This is a genomic window from Enterobacter sp. 940_PEND (assembly GCF_001059415.1).
In the GTDB taxonomy this organism is placed as follows: domain Bacteria; phylum Pseudomonadota; class Gammaproteobacteria; order Enterobacterales; family Enterobacteriaceae; genus Enterobacter; species Enterobacter cloacae_M.
Genome location: NZ_JUMS01000132.1, coordinates 43,476 through 61,821, shown reverse-complemented (window position 1 = coordinate 61,821; position 18,346 = coordinate 43,476). Strand labels below are relative to the sequence as shown.

Sequence of the window (18,346 nt, the reverse complement as noted above, 5' to 3'; positions counted from 1 at the left end):
GCCTCGCCCCGGCCTGCAGGAAACGCCTCAGCGATTTACAGCCGGACCAGAGCATCGCTGAAAGTCTTCACTCGTTCTGAAACAAGGTTATTGCCTCTGCTTATAAATTACTGGGGAGCCCACAGTCCAAAGGGAGAGGGAATAAACAAAAAAAAAGCTCCCGATTGGGAGCTTTTTCACTGTCAGGACCGATTAATCGTCCAGGAAGCTACGCAGCACTTCAGAGCGGCTTGGATGACGCAGCTTGCGCAGCGCCTTCGCTTCGATCTGACGGATACGTTCGCGGGTAACGTCGAACTGTTTACCCACTTCTTCCAGCGTGTGGTCGGTGTTCATATCAATACCGAAACGCATACGCAGGACTTTCGCTTCACGAGCGGTCAGGCCAGCCAGAACGTCGTGCGTCGCAGCGCGCAGGCTCTCGGTGGTGGCAGAGTCCAGCGGCAGCTCGAGGGTGGTATCCTCGATGAAATCACCCAGATGCGAATCTTCATCATCACCGATTGGTGTTTCCATGGAGATTGGCTCTTTGGCGATCTTCAGCACTTTACGGATCTTGTCTTCCGGCATCAGCATGCGCTCGGCCAGCTCTTCCGGCGTCGGCTCGCGGCCCATCTCCTGCAGCATCTGGCGGGAGATACGGTTGAGCTTGTTGATGGTCTCAATCATATGCACCGGAATACGGATGGTGCGCGCCTGATCCGCGATAGAGCGGGTGATAGCCTGACGGATCCACCAGGTTGCGTAGGTGGAGAACTTGTAACCACGACGGTATTCAAACTTATCTACCGCTTTCATCAGACCGATGTTGCCTTCCTGAATCAGATCCAGGAACTGCAGACCACGGTTGGTGTATTTCTTGGCGATAGAGATAACCAGACGCAAGTTCGCTTCAACCATCTCTTTCTTCGCGCGGCGGGCTTTCGCTTCACCGATGGACATACGACGGTTGATGTCTTTAACCTGCTCGATGGTCAGGCCGGTCTCTTCTTCAATCTGATGCAGTTTCTGCAGGCCGCGATGTACGTCGTCCTTCACGTCGTGCAGTTTTTCAGACCACGGCTTGTTCATCGCGATAGCCGCGTTGAACCAGGTTTCGCTGGTTTCGTTGCCGGTGAAGAGGGTGATGAAGTTCTTCTTCGGCATTTTGCACTGCTCAACGCACAGCTTCATGATGATGCGTTCCTGGGTGCGTACGCGATCCATCATCACGCGCATGCTGTTCACCAGGTAGTCGAACTGTTTTGGCACCAGGCGGAACTGTTTGAATACCTCAGACAGTTTCAGGATCTCTTCCTGAGCGGCGGCATGGCTGCGGCCTTTCGCTTTAATGGTGTCACGCGTCACTTCGTACTGGGTACGCAGCTCGGCAAACTTCTCACGCGCCAGCTCTGGGTCGATGCTGTTGTCATCGTCCGCGGTGTCGTCGTCGCTCTCTTCCTCATCTTCGTCTTCGTCATCATCCATCTCTTCCTGAGACAGTTCAGAACCGACGTGAGTGGCGGTAGGTGCCATATCTTCTTCAGCGTTGGGGTCGACAAAACCCGTGATCAGGTCGGACAGGCGCGCTTCTTCTGCTTCAACGCGATCGTACTGCTCCAGCAGATAGGTGATCGCTTCCGGGTACTCGGCAACGGAGCACTGAACCTGGTTGATCCCGTCTTCGATGCGTTTTGCGATGTCAATTTCGCCTTCGCGGGTCAACAGTTCAACGGTACCCATTTCGCGCATGTACATGCGGACCGGGTCAGTGGTACGCCCGATTTCAGATTCCACGCTGGACAGTACCTGTGCAGCAGCTTCTTCCGCATCTTCGTCAGTGTTGTTGGAGGTTTCAGCCAGCAACAGATCATCGGCATCCGGTGCTTCTTCCATCACCTGAATGCCCATGTCATTGATCATTTGGATGATATCTTCGATTTGATCTGAATCGACGATATCTTCCGGCAGATGGTCATTGACCTCGGCATAGGTCAGATAGCCTTGCTCCTTACCACGTTGGACAAGAAGTTTCAGCTGTGACTGCGGGTTTTGCTCCATAAGACGGTATCCACACTTAATTCGTTTGATTGGTGTCGGCGATGGGGCTGCCAACCTTTAAAGCGAGGGCGTACTTATATTTTTGCCGCTGCCTCTCAGTGCGGCTGCCGGGGGCTTCCCGATCGATATTCGGCACTTAAGCCGTTAAATTTTTTATTTCTTCGCCAGTTCCTGGTTAATCATCCAGAGCTCCCGGCGTTCTTCGCTGCTTAAACCGTGTGTGCGCTCGCGAGCTATCAACTCTTCCTGGCGCAGCTCAAGCATCGAATCAAACATATGGTTGAGTGAGTCGGTGAACGTTTTTTCTGCAATGTCCTTATCTGCTATATCGTCCCACATCGACAATTTTTCAAGGGTAGCGGCCTCTTTTGTGCCGCGATAATGCTCTAAAAGTTGTCCGGTGGTCAGACCTGGCTGAGACAAACACGTGTTGACCAGTTCTGAAAATAAGCCAAGCCCGGGCAATTTTTCGTGGTTTAAACCCGCCAGCGACGGCACCTGCGGCGCAAGCTCGGGGTTTTGGACCAGCAACCCTATCAGTATACGCATGGTTGTGCGTTTTAGCTGAGGCGCGGGGCGAACCGTGCCGTTTTCAGCCTGTTTTGGCATTAAACGTTCAAGCTGGCTGTCATCCAGAATGCCGAGCTTGTTGCCTAACTCCTGACGCAGATAGATGCGCAGCGTTTCGCCGGGCACCTGGCTGATTAACGGCAGCGCCAGCGTGCTGAGCTGCGCGCGCCCGTCAGGGGTACTCAAATCGACCTGCGGCATCAGGCTGTTAAACAAAAACGTGGAGAGCGGCTGAGCCTGCTCCATCCGCGCTTCAAACGCCGCTTTGCCCTCTTTACGCACCAGCGTATCCGGGTCTTCGCCGTCGGGCAGAAACATAAAGCGTAGCTGACGCCCGTCGGTCATATACGGCAGCGCGGTTTCCAGCGCGCGCCAGGCGGCGTCGCGCCCTGCGCGGTCACCGTCGTAACAGCAGATGACGTTGTTGGTCACCCGGAACAGCAGTTGAATATGATCGGCGGTGGTGGACGTCCCTAACGACGCAACCGCGTAGTTGATGTCGTACTGCGCCAGCGCCACGACGTCCATATAGCCTTCGACGACCAGAAGACGCGGAGGTTCCGCATTATCCTGCTGCGCCTCATAAAGACCGTACAGCTGGCGGCCCTTATGGAAAATATCGGTTTCCGGGGAGTTGAGGTATTTCGGCAGGGCATCACCCAGCACGCGACCACCAAAACCTATTACCCGGCCACGCTTGTCGCGGATCGGGAACATCACCCGTTCGCGGAAGCGGTCGTAGCTTCGTCCCTGGTCGTTAGTGACCAGCATGCCTGCATCGATGAGAGACTTACGATCTTCGCTATTGCCGCCAAAACGCTTTAACACGTTGTCCCAGCCGGGCGGGGCGTAACCAATAGCGAAACGCGCAATGACATCGTCGCTCAGTCCGCGCTTGTTCAGATACTGACGCGCAGGCTCAGCCGCAGAGTGCTTAAGAGACTGTTGGTAAAACGAATTCAGGCCATCCATCAGTTGATACAGCGTTTGCCGTTGATGGCGCTCGATCTGACTTGGCCCACTGCCTGCTTCATACGGCACTTCAAGGTTATGCATCGCCGCCAGCTCTTCGACGGTTTCAACGAACTCGAGCTTGTCGTAATTCATCAAAAAATCGACGGCATTACCGTGTGCGCCACAGCCGAAGCAATGGTAGAACTGCTTTTCACCGTTTACGGTGAAGGAGGGGGTTTTTTCGTTATGGAACGGACAGCACGCATGGTAGTTCTTGCCCTGCTTTTTTAGCTTTACCCGCGCGTCGATGAGATCGACGATGTCGGTTCTGGCAAGCAGGTCATTGATGAAAACGCGTGGGATTCTTCCGGCCATATGCCCCAAAATTTTAAGCGACTTATAAACGAAAACAAGCCGCGCATTCCTTCCGGAAGCACGGCCTTACGACTATTACTCTGTCTGTCAATTGAGGGCTGAGGCCCTCAACCAATTAGTACAGACGAGTACGGCGTGCGTTTTCGCGAGCCAGTTTCTTCGCGTGACGTTTCACAGCGGAAGCTTTAGCGCGCTTACGTTCGGTCGTTGGTTTTTCATAAAACTCACGACGACGAACTTCAGCCAGAACACCTGCTTTCTCGCATGAACGTTTGAAGCGACGCAGTGCTACGTCGAACGGCTCGTTTTCACGTACTTTAATTACCGGCATGTAACTCTCACCTTTAATAAATTCGGTTTGCCGCTGGCATCAACGCCAGCTTATTTCAAAATGGTGCGGAATTTTACTGCAAATGCTGCTGCTTTGTAAAGCACCGATGCGATTTTGAAAGGGACTTTAATAAGGGTGAGGAGTATACACGAGCCTTCTTCCTGGGGCGAACAAAGTTTTACATCAACCCGCCCAGGCTCTACACTGCGCGGTATTGAAACGAGGTAAAACAAGTCATGCGTGTACTGGGTATTGAAACATCCTGCGATGAAACCGGCATCGCCATTTACGACGACGAAAAAGGGCTTCTGGCCAACCAGCTGTATAGTCAGGTGAAATTGCACGCTGACTACGGCGGCGTCGTACCTGAACTGGCCTCTCGTGACCACGTGCGTAAAACGGTTCCCCTGATCCAGGCGGCGCTGAAAGAGGCCGGGTTGAGTTCAAATGATATCGACGCTGTGGCCTATACCGCAGGCCCGGGCCTGGTCGGAGCGCTGCTGGTCGGCGCAACGGTTGGCCGTTCGCTGGCGTTCGCGTGGGATGTGCCGGCGATCCCGGTTCACCATATGGAAGGGCACCTTCTGGCGCCGATGCTGGAAGAGAATCCGCCTGAATTCCCGTTTGTGGCGCTGCTGGTCTCCGGCGGCCATACGCAGCTGATTAGCGTAACCGGCATTGGCAAGTACGAGCTGCTGGGCGAATCGATCGACGATGCCGCCGGTGAAGCGTTCGACAAAACCGCCAAGCTGCTGGGTCTGGATTATCCTGGCGGCCCGATGCTGTCAAAAATGGCGTCGCAGGGAACGGAAGGGCGCTTTGTCTTCCCGCGTCCGATGACCGACCGTCCGGGGCTGGATTTCAGCTTCTCCGGGCTGAAAACCTTCGCGGCGAATACGATTCGCAATAACGATGACAGCGAGCAGACCCGCGCCGATATCGCTCGCGCGTTCGAAGATGCGGTGGTGGACACGCTGATGATCAAGTGCAAGCGCGCGCTGGATCAGACCGGCTTTAAGCGTCTGGTGATGGCGGGTGGCGTGAGCGCTAACCGCACGCTGCGCGCGAAGCTCGCCGGGATGATGCAAAAGCGTCGCGGGGAAGTGTTCTATGCCCGTCCGGAATTCTGCACCGACAACGGCGCGATGATCGCTTACGCGGGAATGGTGCGCCTGAACGCGGGCGCAACGTCCGACCTCAGCGTGTCCGTGCGCCCGCGCTGGCCGCTGGCGGAACTGCCGGAGGCGTAATCCCTCACCCTAACCCTCTCCCCACAGGGAGAGGGGATCGTTTGACTACACCCGCAGCATCCCTTTCTCTTCCAGAAACGCAATAATCGTCGCTAACCCGTCACCCGCCTTCAGGTTGGTAAAGGTCCATGGACGCTCGCCGCGCATGCGGTTAGTGTCGCGCTCCATCACCTCCAGCGAGGCGCCGACGTACGGCGCGAGGTCGGTTTTATTGATCACCAGAAAATCGGATTTGGTGATCCCCGGCCCGCCTTTACGCGGGATTTTTTCCCCTTCGGCCACGTCGATCACGTAAATGGTCAGATCCGCCAGCTCCGGGCTGAACGTCGCGCTCAGGTTGTCTCCGCCGCTTTCAACGAAGATCAGATCCAGATTGCCGAACTTCTCGCTTAACGCTTCCACCGCCGCCAGGTTCATCGAGGCATCTTCACGAATGGCGGTATGCGGGCAGCCTCCCGTCTCTACGCCCACGATGCGCTCCGGCTCCAGCGCGCCTGCCTCGGTCAGGATGCGCTGATCCTCTTTGGTGTAGATATCGTTGGTCACCACCGCAAGATGATACGTGTCGCGCATCGCCTTGCAGAGCGCTTCCAGCAGCGCGGTTTTGCCCGACCCTACCGGGCCGCCCACGCCCACGCGCAGGGGATGTTTGTAATCAGCCATGTTGACTCCTCAGGAACGGAATAGTCGTGAATATTGAGTTTCGTGGCGCGCGGAGGCGATGGCGGACAGCGGCGTTGCTGCCCCCAGCGCGTCGTCGCTACGCAAAAATGCCTGTTCAAGCCCGGCGGCGTAATGGTCGCCCAGTTCGATAATCAGCTGCTGCGCGGCCTGTTGCCCAAACGGCACCAGCTTGACGCCCGCCATGACCGCGCTCTCCATCCAGCTGTAGCCGAGGCTCAGCGCCAGCTCGCGCGCGCTAATGCCCCAGCGCACGCCGAGCCAGGCCATGCCGCAGAGCTGGCTCTGCATAAACAGCGGCAGCCATTCGGGCGGACAGTCTGGCTCCCAGCTTTTAATCAGGCGCGTAAACGCCGCCCCGCGGTTGCGCTCCTCTTCGCGCAGCTCGCGCGTTTCCCGGCAGGCGAGAAGGTATGCCGTCCAGCGTTTGGCCATCGTCAGATCCTGCTGCTCGCAGGCCCGGAATAGCCGAATAAACAGCGGCAGGTCGACGCAGAAAAAGCTCTGCTCCATCTGCTGGATTTGCCAGCGTTTGAACGCGTCGGCGTTGGTGACCCAGCCTGCCTCAACGGCCCACTCCAGCCCCTGCGACCAGGTAAACGACCCGACCGGCAGGCTGCTGCTGGATAGCTGCATCAGGCGCAGCCTCTGGCGGGCGTGCTCCATCAGCTCATCAGCGCCAGCAGGGCAGAGACGATCAGCCCGCCGCCGAAGGTTTTACGCAGGCCGTCGTGACGGCGCAGCAGCAGCCCCGCGGCAAAGCTGGCGCACAGCACCGTGGCGCTGGCGAGCATAAAGCCGCTGGTGAAGAGCCAGAAGCTGTGGCCGGACATCTCCACGCCGTGCGCCCAGCCGTGGAACATCGCCAGGGCAGGTACCGCCAGCAGCAGACGTTTTTCGGTTTTAAACATCATCACGCCGGATACCGCCAGCGAGGCGATAATCAGCATCTCCATGCCGCTGAAGCCGCCGAGCAGGCTGCCCGCAATGGCGCCGACAAGCATCATCCCGAGGGTGGCAAACGGCAGCAGGAGTTTGCGACCGCTCAGGGCCGAGAGCACGCCTGCGCCCGCCAGCATCAGCAGGTGATCGAGCCCCGTCAGCGGGTGGAGAAATCCGGCCTGGAAGCTGTCGGTACCGTGACCGGGATGCGCGAGGGCGGGAACGGAAAAAGCCAGCAGTAACAGCGGTAAATACTTGCGCATGATGAATCCTTAATGTGAATGAGCGTGAGAATGGCTGTGGCTGTGGGCATCGCTGGCGTACGCGCCCGCTTCCGGTTCAAACGGCAGGCTGGCGTAGGTCACGTCCAGCCCGAACTGGCGCAGCATGTCGTCGAGAACGTGGTCATGGTGATAGCGCAGCTCGCCGGGCATGACCTGTAGCGGCACGTGGCGGTTGCCCAGGTGGTAGCAGGCGCGGGCGAGCAGGAACGGATCGGCGCAGCGCACCACGGAAACCGACTCCGGGGCGGCGATCACTTCGATGACCTCGCTGCCGTCGTCGGTCGTCAGCAGGTCGCCCCCGCGCAGCAGCAGGCCGCGCGGCAGCATCAGCCCGGCTTCGCGGCCGTCGTTCAGCGCTACGCGGGCGCGGCTTTTCACCCGCACGTCAATCGGCAGCGTGACGCTGGCGGTAATCGGATGCGCATGGTCCAGGCGTTGGGTTAAATAGATCATCATCACTCCTCAAAACAGGAAATAGCGTTGCGCCATCGGCAGAACGTCAGCCGGTTCGCTGGTTATCAGTTCACCGTCGACACGCACCTCGTAGGTTTGCGAGTCGACGGTGATATTCGGCTGCAGGCCGTTGTGGATCATGTCCGCTTTTTTCACCGTCCGGCAGCCTTTCACCACCGCGGTAGCGCTCTGCAGGTTGAGCTGCTGCGGGATGCCGTTCGCACTGGCGGCCTGCGAGATAAACGTCAGTCGGGTAGCGTGGCGCGCGGCGCCCAGCGCGCCAAACATCGGGCGGTAATGCACCGGCTGCGGCGTAGGGATCGAGGCGTTTATATCGCCCATTGGCGCGCAGGCGATCATCCCGCCCTTGACGATGGTGGCGGGTTTGACGCCGAAGAACGCCGGGGACCAGACCACCAGATCCGCCAGCTTGCCCGCCTCAATCGAACCGACTTCATGGGCGATGCCGTGGGTGAGCGCCGGGTTAATGGTGTATTTGGCGACGTAGCGCTTCACGCGGAAGTTGTCGTTCTCGCCGGTCTCTTCCGGCAGCGCGCCGCGCTGGACCTTCATGCGGTGCGCCACCTGCCAGGTGCGGATAATCACTTCCCCGACGCGGCCCATGGCCTGTGAATCTGACGACGTAAGCGAGAACGCGCCGATGTCGTGCAGCACGTCTTCCGCGGCGATGGTTTCACGACGAATGCGGGATTCGGCAAACGCCACGTCCTCGGCGATATCCGGATCGAGGTGATGGCAGACCATCAGCATGTCGAGATGCTCGTCGATGGTATTGACCGTATAGGGCAGCGTCGGGTTGGTGGAGGAGGGCAGAATATTCGGGTGCGCGCAGGCGGTGATAATATCCGGTGCGTGGCCGCCGCCCGCGCCTTCGGTGTGGAAGGTGTGGATGGTGCGCCCGGCAATGGCCGCCAGCGTGTCTTCGACAAACCCGGACTCGTTCAGCGTGTCGCTGTGCAGCGCCACCTGAATATCCATCTCGTCAGCCACCTCCAGCGAGCAATTGATGGCGGCGGGCGTCGCGCCCCAGTCTTCGTGGATCTTCAGCCCGATGGCGCCCGCGGCGATTTGTTCGCGCAGGGCGTCCGGGCTGGAGCCGTTACCTTTGCCGAGCAGGCCAATATTCACCGGCAGCGTATCGGCAGCCTGCAGCATGCGGGCGATATACCACGGTCCCGGCGTGCAGGTGGTGGCGTTGGTGCCCGCCGCCGGTCCGGTGCCGCCGCCGATCATGGTGGTGACGCCGGAGACCAGCGCCTCTTCCGCCTGCTGCGGGCAGATCCAGTGGATGTGGGTGTCGATCCCGCCGGCGGTGACGATCTTCCCCTCGGCGGCAATCACTTCCGTTGCCGCGCCAATCGGGATCGTCACGCCGGGCTGAATGTCCGGGTTCCCGGCTTTGCCGACGGCGAAGATCCGTCCGTTCTTGACGCCGATATCGGCTTTTACGATCCCCCAGTGATCGACGATCAGCGCGTTGGTAAGAACCAGATCCACGCAGCCGTCTGCGGTCATCTGCCCCTGACCCATACCGTCGCGGATCACCTTTCCGCCGCCGAACTTGACCTCTTCGCCGTAGACCGTGAGATCGTCTTCCACTTCGATCCACAGCTCGCTGTCGGCCAGCCGCACTTTATCTCCGGTGGTGGGGCCGAACATATCGGCATACGCCCGGCGCGAAATCTCAGCCATGGTTCACCTCGCCCATCACCTCGCCGCGAAAGCCGAAAATGCGCTGCGCCCCCGTGACCTGAACCAGTGTCACTTCCCGCTTCTGGCCGGGCTCGAAGCGCACGGCGGTGCCCGCCGGGATGTTCAGTCGGAAGCCTTTGGTGGCTTCCCGATCGAACTTCAGCGCCGGGTTGACCTCGTAAAAGTGATAGTGCGATCCGACCTGGATCGGCCTGTCGCCGTGATTTTCGACAACCACGCGTTGGGTTTCACGCCCGACGTTGAGGGCAATCGTTCCGGGCTGGATCTGGTATTCACCTGGGATCATAACGCGCTCCTTAGACGATCGGGTTGTGGACGGTGACGAGCTTCGAACCGTCCGGGAAGGTGGCTTCGACCTGAATATCCGGGATCATCTCCGGCACGCCCTCCATCACCTGATCGCGCGTCAGGACGTGGCGGCCCGCCTCCATCAGCGAGGCGACGGTTTCGCCATCGCGCGCGCCTTCCATAATAAAGGCGCTGATCAGCGCGATTGATTCCGGGTAGTTGAGCTTTACCCCGCGCGCAAGGCGGCGTTCGGCAACCAGCGCGGCGGTAAACAGCAACAGCTTGTCTTTTTCTCTGGGGGTCAGTTCCATAACGTTTCTCTTATGTCTGCCAGATGCGCGGCGAACAGGCGGTTTTGGTGGTGAGAAGCGGGCGAAGCGACTGCCAGATGTCGCGCATAACCCGCTGGCAAATCAGGTTGTCGTCGGAGAGAAAACGCACCGACAGCAGATCGTCAGTGAGCGTTGCACCTGCGTAATTTTCCAGCGGTGCGAGCCGTTCGCGCACCGCGTCGAGATGTTCTTCTTTGGCCGGATAGAACAGCAGCGTGCCGAGCCACGGACGTCCGGCGACGGGCGTGAGATCGCCGTCGCTAAGATGCTGACGCTCAATCAGTCGCGGCTCGTCATCTACCCACACCTCCAGGCGGCTCTCCAGCGTGCCGTGGCTGAATGTCTCACCGATCACCGGACGCCCCAGGCAGTACAGCTCCCAAGCCAGCAGCGTGCTGGAGGCCTTCAGATGGAAGACGGAGCGCAGCGCGGCATTCGCGCCGGGGAAGATAATGGTGTCCTGCGGCAGCCACTCCAGCGTGGAATCTTCATCGAGGTAAAAATGCTGGTTCAGACGGGCCTGCGGGCCGCTGCTGCGATAGAACTTGCTGGCCCCGGGCATGGTGATGAGCGCGTGGCTTTTGGCGTCCAGCCGAACGGAAATGTTCAGCGTATCGCCGCCCACAATCCCGCCTGGCGGGTGCAGCAGGTAAAGGTGGCAGGTTTCGCCTTCGGGGTAAAACGGACGTTGAACGGTGAGCGGCCCGACGTGGTGGGCGGAGTACAGGAGGGTTTTCTCAGGGGTGTGACAAAACTGCAGGGCAAGCGACGCCTGCCAGCCTTTATACGTATTATCAGTGACCTGAGCTGCTAACATGCTGCATCCATTTCCACACCATCGGGATACGTTTCAGTATGCCCTGGCGGAAATGAAGCCTGTCATATGAGTCGCTTATGGATGGCCAGGCAGGAGAAATACAAAAGCACGGCCGGGGCCGTGCTCTGTATAAGCAATGACGAGACTATTTCAGGTGCTCATGCAACGCTGCACCTGCCTGCTCAAGCGCAACTTTCACCGTTGGCTCCTGGCTCAGCGGGTTAAGCAGGCCGTAGTCGTGGATCATGCCGTTATAGCGCGTGACGGTCACCGGGACGCCAGCCGCATCCAGTTTACGCCCGAATGCTTCACCTTCATCCCGCAGAACGTCCAGCTCCGCTGTCTGGATCAGCGTCTCGGGGAAGCCTTTCAACTGCGCGGTGCTGGCGCGAAGCGGAGAGGCAAGGATATTGTTGCGATCGGCAGCGCTGGTGGTGTAGTTATCCCAGAACCATTTCATCATGTTTTTCGACAGGAAATAGCCATTTTCGAACTGGCTATACGAGGCAGTATCAAAATTCGCATCGGTAACTGGCCAGAGCATAACGTTGTAGCGAATCTTTGGCCCATTGAACTGTTTGGCCTGCAGCGCCACCGAAGCCACCATGTTGCCGCCGACGCTGTTACCCACCAGACCCAGACGGCTACCGTCCACGCCAATTTCCTGACCGTGCCCGGCGACCCATTTTGTCGCTTCATAGGCCTGATTAATTGCTACCGGGAAATGGGCCTCAGGTGACGGGGTGTAATCGACGTAAACCGCAGCGGCACCCGAAGCGCGAACGAGGTCGCGGATTAAACGTTCGTGGGTAGCGAAGTCACCCAGCACCCAACCGCCGCCGTGAAAGAACATAAAGGCGGGGAGCGTGCCGCTGGCTTTTTCAGGTTTCACTATTTTCAGTTTGATCGCCTGGCCATTTACCTGGATCGTTTTTTCAGAAACCTGAGCGGGCGGCAGTTTTGCGCCTTGCTGCGCGTCAATCAGTACCTGGCGGGCCTCCTGCGGGGTCATCTGTTCCATTGGCTTACCCTTGCCGGAATTCAAAATATTAAGAAATGCCTGTACGCCTGCGGTCGGGGTTGGGGTATTGGTGGTTTGAGCGGATGCCGCGGCTGACGCGAAGACGGAAGAAACCAGGATGGCGGTTAGTGTTTTCATGGTAGTGCCCCTTTAAGCGTATTTGATTGGATGAGATAACTAAATAGTGCGCTACTTAGTTGTTGGTCTAATACTTGCGCGCAAGATACTTTTAGTCAAACATTATTTATAATTTTTTTAGGCAACCGATTTGGAGTTGATAGAAAAATGAAAGAAAACAAAACGCTAGACGATTTACTTTGCTTCTCGCTGTACTCGGTCACCAACGCGTTTGTTCGCCAGTATCGCCCCTTACTGCAAGAGATGGATCTGACCTATCCGCAATTCGTTGTTTTGATGGCGCTTTATGAGAAAGACAACATCCCACTTCGCGATCTCAGCGATAAGACGTTTTTTGATTCGGGCACATTGACCCCGATTGTACAAAAGCTTGAGGCAAAAGGATTCCTCAACCGTATCGCGGTTGTGGGTGATGAAAGGATGAAAAATGTTGTACTGACCGACAAGGCCAAAGACCTTAAGAAACGGGTGATGGCATTGCCGGATCAGATTCGTTGCAGCATGCGGATGAATGACGATGAGCTTGAGACGCTAAAAAAACTCTCCCGAACGCTTCTCGACGATTTGTAATAACCCTTCGGTGGGTTGAACCCACCGAAGTAATGTGTCGTTACCGATAGTCCTCTGCATCCACATCATACCCCGACGGCTCCCAGCGGATTGCCAGCAGCGACGCCAGGCCGATAAACGGCGCCAGCGCAATCACCCAGAACACGGCGGTATCCAGCGAGGCGACCAGCAGCGGGAACAGAAACAGCGACAGCGTGGAACTGCTGCGCATCAGCGTCTGGTTGAGGCCCACGCCCACGCCGCGCAGCGAGGTTGGGTAGCTCAGCGAGGCAAACGTCATGGTATGCGCGCCCGGGCCGAAGCCCTGACCGAACAGGAATAGCGCCAGCATCGCCACGGCGAGCACCCCTTCAGAGGCACCGTCTGGTCTGCCAATCAGCGCCAGACCCAGTAGCGCCACAAGCTGGCAGGCATAACCCGCCAGCGACATCCGCCAGGCGCCGAAGCGCGGCACGTAGCGTACCGCCAGCAGTCCGCCGACGAAGGCAAACAGCAGGTTAAGCGCCAGAGAAATGAGAATGGTGGTGAGCATCGACTGGACGAAGAAGCTGGAGATGATCACCGGCAGGCCAAACGCCACGGCGTTATAGGCAAACGACGAGACCACGGAAAGCAGCGTGGCGAGCGTCGTGCGACGCAAGTAGATGCCGCGGAACAGGTTCAGATAATTTGACCATTTCGCTTTATTCACGACGGGTGCGGGCTGGCCGAGCGCGTCCTGCGGCACGTGGGCATTGATGTTATACGACTGGCGTAAAATTGACGCCGCCTCTTTCAGGTTGCCCTGATTCGCCGCCCAGACCGGAGATTCGCTCATATAGCGGCTGCGGATGGCGATAATCACCAGCGCGGGCACCGCGCCAAAGCCGAGAATCAAACGCCACAGCCAGTCGCTGTGGCTCTCCGGCAGCACGGCGTAGAAGAAAAGCACCAGCAGGTAGGAAATACTGATGGCGGCATACCAGGTGGGGCACCACATCGCGACGCTGGAGGCCTTATTTCCGGGCCCTTTTAGCCTGGCGAACTCGCTTAAAAACGCCATCGCCACGGGAAGGTCGATCCCGACCCCCAGCCCCATCACAAAGCGGGCGCCCGCGAGCACATATTCGTTCGGGGCCAGCGCACAGGCGATCGCTGCCACCACGAAGAACACCATATCAGCCATAAAAACGCGGTAGCGCCCGATTTTATCCGTGAGATAGCCGCCCAGCAGCGCCCCGACAATGGCACCAAAGGTAATGGCCGAGGCCACCATGCCGGTACCGGCGGGCGTCAGGCTAAATTCGCGGGTGATGTCTTTAATGCCAAACGCCAGCGCGCCCAGATCGTAGGCATCGAGGAAAATGCCGCCCAAAGCGATACCGACCACGATACGGGCGTTTGTCCGGCCCTGAGAACCGTCATTAACGAGGCGTGATACATCCGAAGCGCTGCGGACCCACTGGATGTCGCCATCAGGGGGAATACCTGCCGTTGAAAGGGGAGTAGATTCTGTGATTTCAGCCATTTTCTTCTTATGTGGTTGTGTTGTGTCCCTAACAGTTACCACAGGCAGAAGGTGACCAAAATCACATTTGGCTATAAGGCATAACTAACCCTTCGGAGCGTCTTTTTTCTTCCTCTTGAGCTTCGTCCAGATTTTGGTCTCCTGACGACGCCACAGGCGCTGGATATTGTCGTGATGACGCAGCAGGATAAGACAGGAGAGCATCGACACCGGGAAGGTGAACTGGGGTTTGAACCACCAGACGTAGAACGGGGCGATCAGCGCGCTGACGATTGCGCCCAGCGACGAATAGCCGCTCAGAAGAATGGTGAGCAGCCACGTCCCGGCCATTACGCCGGTGAGATCCCAGCCGATAGGTGCAATGGCACCAAAGGCGGTCGCAACGCCTTTTCCGCCTTTGAAGCCGAAGAATACGGGCCAGATGTGACCGACGCAGGCAGCAATAGCAATGAGCCCCAGCCAGAACGGCGTGACGCCCAGCGCATAGGCGCCCCAGACGGGCAGCATCCCTTTCAGAACATCAAAAATCAAAACCGCTACGGCTGCTCCCTTGCCGCCAATTCGTAGTACGTTGGTCGCCCCCGGATTCCCGGAACCATTTTCACGCGGGTCAGGTAACCCGGCAATGCGGCAGACCAGAATGGCGCTGGAGATTGAGCCGCAAAGATAGGCGAGGAGGATCATTCCAGGCGCGATTGCACTCATAACGCTGTTCCGTTTTGAAAATGTATCTGTATTCTCAGCATCTGTGGATAATACGCATAATTCGCCGGAAGTGGTATCCGGTTTAGCCAAAAAGCAGGCAGGTCGTGATGGATATTGTATTTATAGAGCAACTTTCGGTAATCACCACAATTGGTGTTTACGACTGGGAACAGACCATCGAGCAGAAACTGGTGTTCGATATCGAAATGGGGTGGGATAACCGCAAATCGGCAAAAAGCGATGACGTGAACGACTGTCTGAGCTATGCCGATATCAGTGAAACGGTCATCGCCCACGTTGAAGGGCAACGTTTTGCGCTGGTCGAACGGGTGGCGGAAGAAGTCGCAGAATTGCTGTTGAAAAAATTCAACTCACCGTGGGTGCGCATCAAGCTGAGCAAGCCGGGAGCGGTGGCGCGCGCCGCCAATGTTGGCGTCATTATTGAGCGTGGCACAAATCTGAAAGGAAAGATTTAACGTCATAATAGCTAAACCATTTTAGGTTATACCGGTCTCAAGACTGTATCTTATCGGTTGTCCGTATGGGGCACCGTTTTTTTTATATCTTTTTAGGGGTTTATAGATGAGCGATATGCACTCGCTGCTGGTGGCGGCAATACTGGGTGTGGTCGAAGGATTGACGGAGTTTTTGCCGGTCTCCAGTACGGGCCATATGATTATCGTTGGCCATCTGCTGGGCTTTGAAGGCGATACCGCAAAAACGTTTGAAGTGGTGATCCAGCTGGGGTCTATTCTGGCGGTGGTCGTGATGTTCTGGCGTCGCCTGTTTGGCCTGATCGGCATCCATTTTGGTCGTCCGCCTCAGCACGAGGGGGCCGGTAAAGGTCGTCTGTCACTGATCCATATTCTGCTCGGGATGATCCCTGCGGTGGTGCTGGGCCTGGTGTTCCACGACGTCATCAAATCTCTGTTTAACCCGATTAACGTAATGTACGCGCTGGTGGTGGGGGGCTTACTGCTGATCGCCGCGGAAGTGTTGAAGCCAAAAACGCCGCGCGCGGAAGGCCTGGACGACATGACGTATCGTCAGGCGTTTATCATTGGTTGCTTCCAGTGTCTGGCGCTGTGGCCGGGCTTCTCGCGTTCAGGCGCTACCATCTCCGGCGGGATGCTGATGGGCGTAAGCCGTTACGCCGCGTCAGAGTTCTCGTTCCTGCTGGCGGTGCCGATGATGATGGGCGCCACCGTACTCGACGTCTATAAGAGCTATCACTTCCTGACGGCTGGCGACATTCCGATGTTCGCCGTTGGCTTCATCACCGCCTTTATCGTGGCGCTGATTGCCATTAAAACCTTCCTGCAGCTGATTAAGCGTATCTCGTTTATTCCGTTCGCGATCTATCGCTTTATCGTGGCGGCTGCGGTGTACGTGGTCTTCTTCTGACCGATGGCCCTCAGTCTTTCGGCTGAGGGCAATGCTTTTCCTTCCAGTCCGACACCGCCTGAATTCGCCGTTTCGTGAGCTCTTCGCGAATTTCCGGTCCTTTGAATCCCGCTTCGACAACGTCCTTCGTGGGCACCGCTTTCGCTACGTCCCAGGCTTTACGCAGTAACCGTCCCTGCGGGTAATCGCACGCTTCAAACCCGGTACGACCGCGCACGTCAGCTTCGCTGGTGAGCGCGATTTGCTCTACGCGCTGGGGTTTGCGCCAGGCGTCGATGTTATCGAAAAGCTTAACGATGGTGGCCGGTTTCAGGATAGGGAAGGTGTGGATCAGATCGTGGAACTCGGCCACCAGTTTCGCCAGATCGCGGATCTCGTTCGGCACGCGCAGACGCTGGCACAGCCCCTCGACCAGCTTCACCCCTGCCGGGCCGTGCCCGTGGTGGCGAGGCCAGAATTCTTTTGGCGTTAGGCCTTTGCCGAGATCGTGGCACAGGGTGGAAAAGCGCACGTCCACGTCAGGGCTGAGCATGGCGGCCATGCTCAACGTCATCAGCGTGTGTACGCCGGTATCAATTTCCGGGTGCCATTTCGCCGGAGCAGGCACGCCGAACAGCGCGTCTATTTCCGGGAACAGCACCTTCAGCGCGCCGCAGTCGCGCAGGACCTGGAAAAAGACCTGCGGGTTGCGCGTGGTGAGGGCATTTTCCGTCTCTTTCCAGACGCGCTCTGGCGTCAGGTGTTCAAGCTCGCCCGCCTCGGTCATGGCGGTCATCAGCGCCATTGTTTCATCGGCAATACGGAAACTGAGATGGGCGTAACGCGCGGCAAAGCGCGCCACGCGGAGCACGCGGAGCGGATCTTCTGAAAACGCCGGGGAGACGTGACGCAAAAGGCGGTTGCGCAGATCGTCCTGACCGCCATAGGCGTCTACGATCTGCCCGTCTTCGTCCTGCGCCAGCGCGTTGATGGTGAGATCGCGGCGCAGGAGATCTTGCTCCAGCGTGACGTCCGGCGCGGCATAGCAGGTGAAGCCCGTATAGCCCGAGCCCGATTTCCGCTCGGTACGCGCCAGGGCATACTCTTCACGGCTTTTCGGGTGCAGGAACACGGGAAAATCGCGGCCTACCTGCTGGTAGCCCGCGTCGAGCATCTCTTCAGGGGTGGCGCCAACCACCACCCAGTCTTTATCTTTGACCGGCAGACCTAACAACGCATCACGTACCGCACCACCGACCAGATAACTCTTCACGCCCAACTCTCCCGTTTTCTCTTTTCCAGAATAATACGTAAGTCTGGCAGAGAAGACGAATTAGTTCATCCAGCGGTCTTTACGCTTGCGGCTTGGGATCAGATGCGGCAGCACCAGACCCAGCACCAGACCCACGCCCAGCACGCCGCCGCCATACATAAACCACTGCATGATGATGGTGCGCTGTTTGTCGTCGAGCTGCAGATTGGCGGCATTCACCTTCTTCTGCGCGACAATCAGCTCGTTTTTCAGTTTCTGGTTCTCTTCTTTCAGACCGTTAATCACACCGTCGCTTTGCGCCACTTTCTGCTGCATTTCAGCGGTGCGCTGGTTCCAGGTGCCGTCGATGTTGTTCAGCTTATCGGTCAGGGTCTTCACCTGGTTTTCCAGATCGGGAACGCGCGTGCGCAGGCTTGGCACGGTGCTCAGCTCTTTCAGCGGGATCCAGGACGTACGGCCGGTACTGTCGCGAACCTGACCATAGTTGGTGTCCGCGTTGGTCTGTAACAGGGTGACTTCCTCGCCGGCATTCACCGTGCCCACGAGGCGATAATTATCTCCGGGGCCACTGCGTACCCAGGTGTTCAGTTCGTCAGAAACGTAACGCTTCTCTTCAGCGTGCACTGCGGTTGCGGCGCTAAAAGCGAGTAAAGTAAGTCCAATCAGGCGTAATTTAAGCATCATTAGTCGTTATTTTC

At 57.8% G+C, this 18,346-nt stretch carries 20 protein-coding genes; 4 read left to right on the top strand and 16 right to left on the bottom strand.

From position 1 onward, the window contains the following. Positions 1 to 192: 192 nt before the first annotated feature. The 3 genes from rpoD to rpsU form a co-directional block, all read right to left on the bottom strand. Positions 193 to 2,040: an RNA polymerase sigma factor RpoD gene (gene rpoD, locus ADJ24_RS19455; protein ID WP_023309228.1), complete on the bottom strand. Its 1,848-nt coding sequence runs from the start codon at positions 2,038 to 2,040 to the stop codon at positions 193 to 195. A gap of 153 nt (positions 2,041 to 2,193) precedes the next feature. Then, positions 2,194 to 3,939, bottom strand: a complete 1,746-nt coding sequence (gene dnaG / locus ADJ24_RS19450; protein WP_003862574.1) for a DNA primase — start codon at positions 3,937 to 3,939, stop codon at positions 2,194 to 2,196. A gap of 115 nt (positions 3,940 to 4,054) precedes the next feature. Continuing rightward, a complete protein-coding gene (gene rpsU, locus ADJ24_RS19445) occupies positions 4,055 to 4,270 on the bottom strand; it encodes a 30S ribosomal protein S21 (protein WP_001144069.1) in 216 nt (71 codons plus the stop codon). A gap of 236 nt (positions 4,271 to 4,506) precedes the next feature. On the opposite strand from rpsU, the gene tsaD reads away from it, so the two are divergent. Continuing rightward, positions 4,507 to 5,520: a tRNA (adenosine(37)-N6)-threonylcarbamoyltransferase complex transferase subunit TsaD gene (tsaD, locus tag ADJ24_RS19440; protein WP_023309227.1), complete on the top strand. Its 1,014-nt coding sequence runs from the start codon at positions 4,507 to 4,509 to the stop codon at positions 5,518 to 5,520. Positions 5,521 to 5,565: 45 nt separating this feature from the next. Here tsaD and ureG read toward each other — a convergent pair whose 3' ends face one another. The 9 genes from ureG to ADJ24_RS19395 all read right to left on the bottom strand — a co-directional run bounded on the left by ureG (position 5,566) and on the right by ADJ24_RS19395 (position 12,210). Continuing rightward, complete coding sequence (gene ureG, locus ADJ24_RS19435) at positions 5,566 to 6,183, bottom strand: urease accessory protein UreG (protein WP_014071813.1); 618 nt, start codon at positions 6,181 to 6,183, stop codon at positions 5,566 to 5,568. Between the two features lie 9 nt (positions 6,184 to 6,192). After that, entirely contained in the window at positions 6,193 to 6,867 is a 675-nt protein-coding gene (locus ADJ24_RS19430) for an urease accessory protein UreF (RefSeq protein WP_023309226.1), read from the bottom strand. Beyond that, positions 6,867 to 7,406, bottom strand: coding sequence for a HupE/UreJ family protein (locus ADJ24_RS19425; protein ID WP_023309225.1), 540 nt, complete (start codon positions 7,404 to 7,406; stop codon positions 6,867 to 6,869). The genes ADJ24_RS19430 and ADJ24_RS19425 overlap by 1 nt, the downstream gene beginning before the upstream one ends. Positions 7,407 to 7,415: 9 nt before the next feature. Then, entirely contained in the window at positions 7,416 to 7,880 is a 465-nt protein-coding gene (gene ureE, locus ADJ24_RS19420; RefSeq protein ID WP_023309224.1) for an urease accessory protein UreE, read from the bottom strand. 9 nt (positions 7,881 to 7,889) lie between these two features. Beyond that, the gene (gene ureC, locus ADJ24_RS19415; RefSeq protein ID WP_023309223.1) at positions 7,890 to 9,593 is read right to left on the bottom strand and encodes an urease subunit alpha; all 1,704 of its coding nucleotides are present in this window, start codon (positions 9,591 to 9,593) and stop codon (positions 7,890 to 7,892) included. After that, positions 9,586 to 9,900 carry an urease subunit beta gene (locus ADJ24_RS19410; RefSeq protein ID WP_023309222.1) on the bottom strand — a complete coding sequence of 105 codons (315 nt, stop codon included), beginning with the start codon at positions 9,898 to 9,900 and terminating at the stop codon, positions 9,586 to 9,588. The genes ureC and ADJ24_RS19410 overlap by 8 nt, the downstream gene beginning before the upstream one ends. A gap of 10 nt (positions 9,901 to 9,910) precedes the next feature. Continuing rightward, positions 9,911 to 10,213 carry an urease subunit gamma gene (locus tag ADJ24_RS19405; protein ID WP_023309221.1) on the bottom strand — a complete coding sequence of 101 codons (303 nt, stop codon included), beginning with the start codon at positions 10,211 to 10,213 and terminating at the stop codon, positions 9,911 to 9,913. 10 nt (positions 10,214 to 10,223) lie between these two features. Next, entirely contained in the window at positions 10,224 to 11,051 is an 828-nt protein-coding gene (locus ADJ24_RS19400) for an urease accessory protein UreD (protein ID WP_023309220.1), read from the bottom strand. Between the two features lie 145 nt (positions 11,052 to 11,196). Then, a complete protein-coding gene (locus ADJ24_RS19395) occupies positions 11,197 to 12,210 on the bottom strand; it encodes an alpha/beta hydrolase (protein WP_023309219.1) in 1,014 nt (337 codons plus the stop codon). A gap of 147 nt (positions 12,211 to 12,357) precedes the next feature. Here ADJ24_RS19395 and ADJ24_RS19390 point away from each other — a divergent pair, with 147 nt between their 5' ends. Further along, entirely contained in the window at positions 12,358 to 12,780 is a 423-nt protein-coding gene (locus tag ADJ24_RS19390) for a MarR family winged helix-turn-helix transcriptional regulator (protein WP_023309218.1), read from the top strand. A gap of 40 nt (positions 12,781 to 12,820) precedes the next feature. Here the strand turns inward: ADJ24_RS19390 and ADJ24_RS19385 are convergent, their stop codons facing one another. Next, complete coding sequence (locus tag ADJ24_RS19385; protein WP_023309217.1) at positions 12,821 to 14,287, bottom strand: MFS transporter; 1,467 nt, start codon at positions 14,285 to 14,287, stop codon at positions 12,821 to 12,823. 84 nt (positions 14,288 to 14,371) lie between these two features. Beyond that, positions 14,372 to 14,992: a glycerol-3-phosphate 1-O-acyltransferase PlsY gene (gene plsY, locus ADJ24_RS19380; RefSeq protein WP_023309216.1), complete on the bottom strand. Its 621-nt coding sequence runs from the start codon at positions 14,990 to 14,992 to the stop codon at positions 14,372 to 14,374. 107 nt (positions 14,993 to 15,099) lie between these two features. Between plsY and folB the strand changes: the two genes are divergently transcribed. Further along, positions 15,100 to 15,468, top strand: a complete 369-nt coding sequence (folB, locus tag ADJ24_RS19375; RefSeq protein WP_023309215.1) for a bifunctional dihydroneopterin aldolase/7,8-dihydroneopterin epimerase — start codon at positions 15,100 to 15,102, stop codon at positions 15,466 to 15,468. Positions 15,469 to 15,574: 106 nt separating this feature from the next. Further along, entirely contained in the window at positions 15,575 to 16,396 is an 822-nt protein-coding gene (bacA, locus tag ADJ24_RS19370; RefSeq protein ID WP_023309214.1) for an undecaprenyl-diphosphate phosphatase, read from the top strand. A gap of 10 nt (positions 16,397 to 16,406) precedes the next feature. On the opposite strand, the gene ADJ24_RS19365 is transcribed toward bacA, so the two are convergent. Both ADJ24_RS19365 and ADJ24_RS19360 read right to left on the bottom strand, forming a co-directional pair. Then, positions 16,407 to 17,648, bottom strand: a complete 1,242-nt coding sequence (locus ADJ24_RS19365) for a multifunctional CCA addition/repair protein (RefSeq protein ID WP_023309213.1) — start codon at positions 17,646 to 17,648, stop codon at positions 16,407 to 16,409. Between the two features lie 60 nt (positions 17,649 to 17,708). Next, positions 17,709 to 18,329 (bottom strand): TIGR04211 family SH3 domain-containing protein, encoded by a 621-nt coding sequence (locus tag ADJ24_RS19360; RefSeq protein WP_024906484.1) that lies wholly within the window; start codon positions 18,327 to 18,329, stop codon positions 17,709 to 17,711. Positions 18,330 to 18,346: the final 17 nt, after the last annotated feature.

Excerpts from the sequence above, each read along its gene's own strand:
- ADJ24_RS19410 (WP_023309222.1), bottom strand. The coding sequence starts at position 9,900 with ATGATCCCAGGTGAATACCAGATCCAGCCCGGAACGATTGCCCTCAAC.
- bacA (WP_023309214.1), top strand. The coding sequence starts at position 15,575 with ATGAGCGATATGCACTCGCTGCTGGTGGCGGCAATACTGGGTGTGGTC.
- ureG (WP_014071813.1), bottom strand. The coding sequence starts at position 6,183 with ATGGCTGATTACAAACATCCCCTGCGCGTGGGCGTGGGCGGCCCGGTA.
- ADJ24_RS19430 (WP_023309226.1), bottom strand. The coding sequence starts at position 6,867 with ATGGAGCACGCCCGCCAGAGGCTGCGCCTGATGCAGCTATCCAGCAGC.
- ureE (WP_023309224.1), bottom strand. The coding sequence starts at position 7,880 with ATGATCTATTTAACCCAACGCCTGGACCATGCGCATCCGATTACCGCC.
- ADJ24_RS19385 (WP_023309217.1), bottom strand. The coding sequence starts at position 14,287 with ATGGCTGAAATCACAGAATCTACTCCCCTTTCAACGGCAGGTATTCCC.
- ADJ24_RS19400 (WP_023309220.1), bottom strand. The coding sequence starts at position 11,051 with ATGTTAGCAGCTCAGGTCACTGATAATACGTATAAAGGCTGGCAGGCG.
- ADJ24_RS19390 (WP_023309218.1), top strand. The coding sequence starts at position 12,358 with ATGAAAGAAAACAAAACGCTAGACGATTTACTTTGCTTCTCGCTGTAC.
- ADJ24_RS19395 (WP_023309219.1), bottom strand. The coding sequence starts at position 12,210 with ATGAAAACACTAACCGCCATCCTGGTTTCTTCCGTCTTCGCGTCAGCC.
- dnaG (WP_003862574.1), bottom strand. The coding sequence starts at position 3,939 with ATGGCCGGAAGAATCCCACGCGTTTTCATCAATGACCTGCTTGCCAGA.
- plsY (WP_023309216.1), bottom strand. The coding sequence starts at position 14,992 with ATGAGTGCAATCGCGCCTGGAATGATCCTCCTCGCCTATCTTTGCGGC.
- tsaD (WP_023309227.1), top strand. The coding sequence starts at position 4,507 with ATGCGTGTACTGGGTATTGAAACATCCTGCGATGAAACCGGCATCGCC.
- folB (WP_023309215.1), top strand. The coding sequence starts at position 15,100 with ATGGATATTGTATTTATAGAGCAACTTTCGGTAATCACCACAATTGGT.
- ADJ24_RS19405 (WP_023309221.1), bottom strand. The coding sequence starts at position 10,213 with ATGGAACTGACCCCCAGAGAAAAAGACAAGCTGTTGCTGTTTACCGCC.
- ADJ24_RS19425 (WP_023309225.1), bottom strand. The coding sequence starts at position 7,406 with ATGCGCAAGTATTTACCGCTGTTACTGCTGGCTTTTTCCGTTCCCGCC.
- rpoD (WP_023309228.1), bottom strand. The coding sequence starts at position 2,040 with ATGGAGCAAAACCCGCAGTCACAGCTGAAACTTCTTGTCCAACGTGGT.
- ADJ24_RS19360 (WP_024906484.1), bottom strand. The coding sequence starts at position 18,329 with ATGCTTAAATTACGCCTGATTGGACTTACTTTACTCGCTTTTAGCGCC.
- ureC (WP_023309223.1), bottom strand. The coding sequence starts at position 9,593 with ATGGCTGAGATTTCGCGCCGGGCGTATGCCGATATGTTCGGCCCCACC.
- rpsU (WP_001144069.1), bottom strand. The coding sequence starts at position 4,270 with ATGCCGGTAATTAAAGTACGTGAAAACGAGCCGTTCGACGTAGCACTG.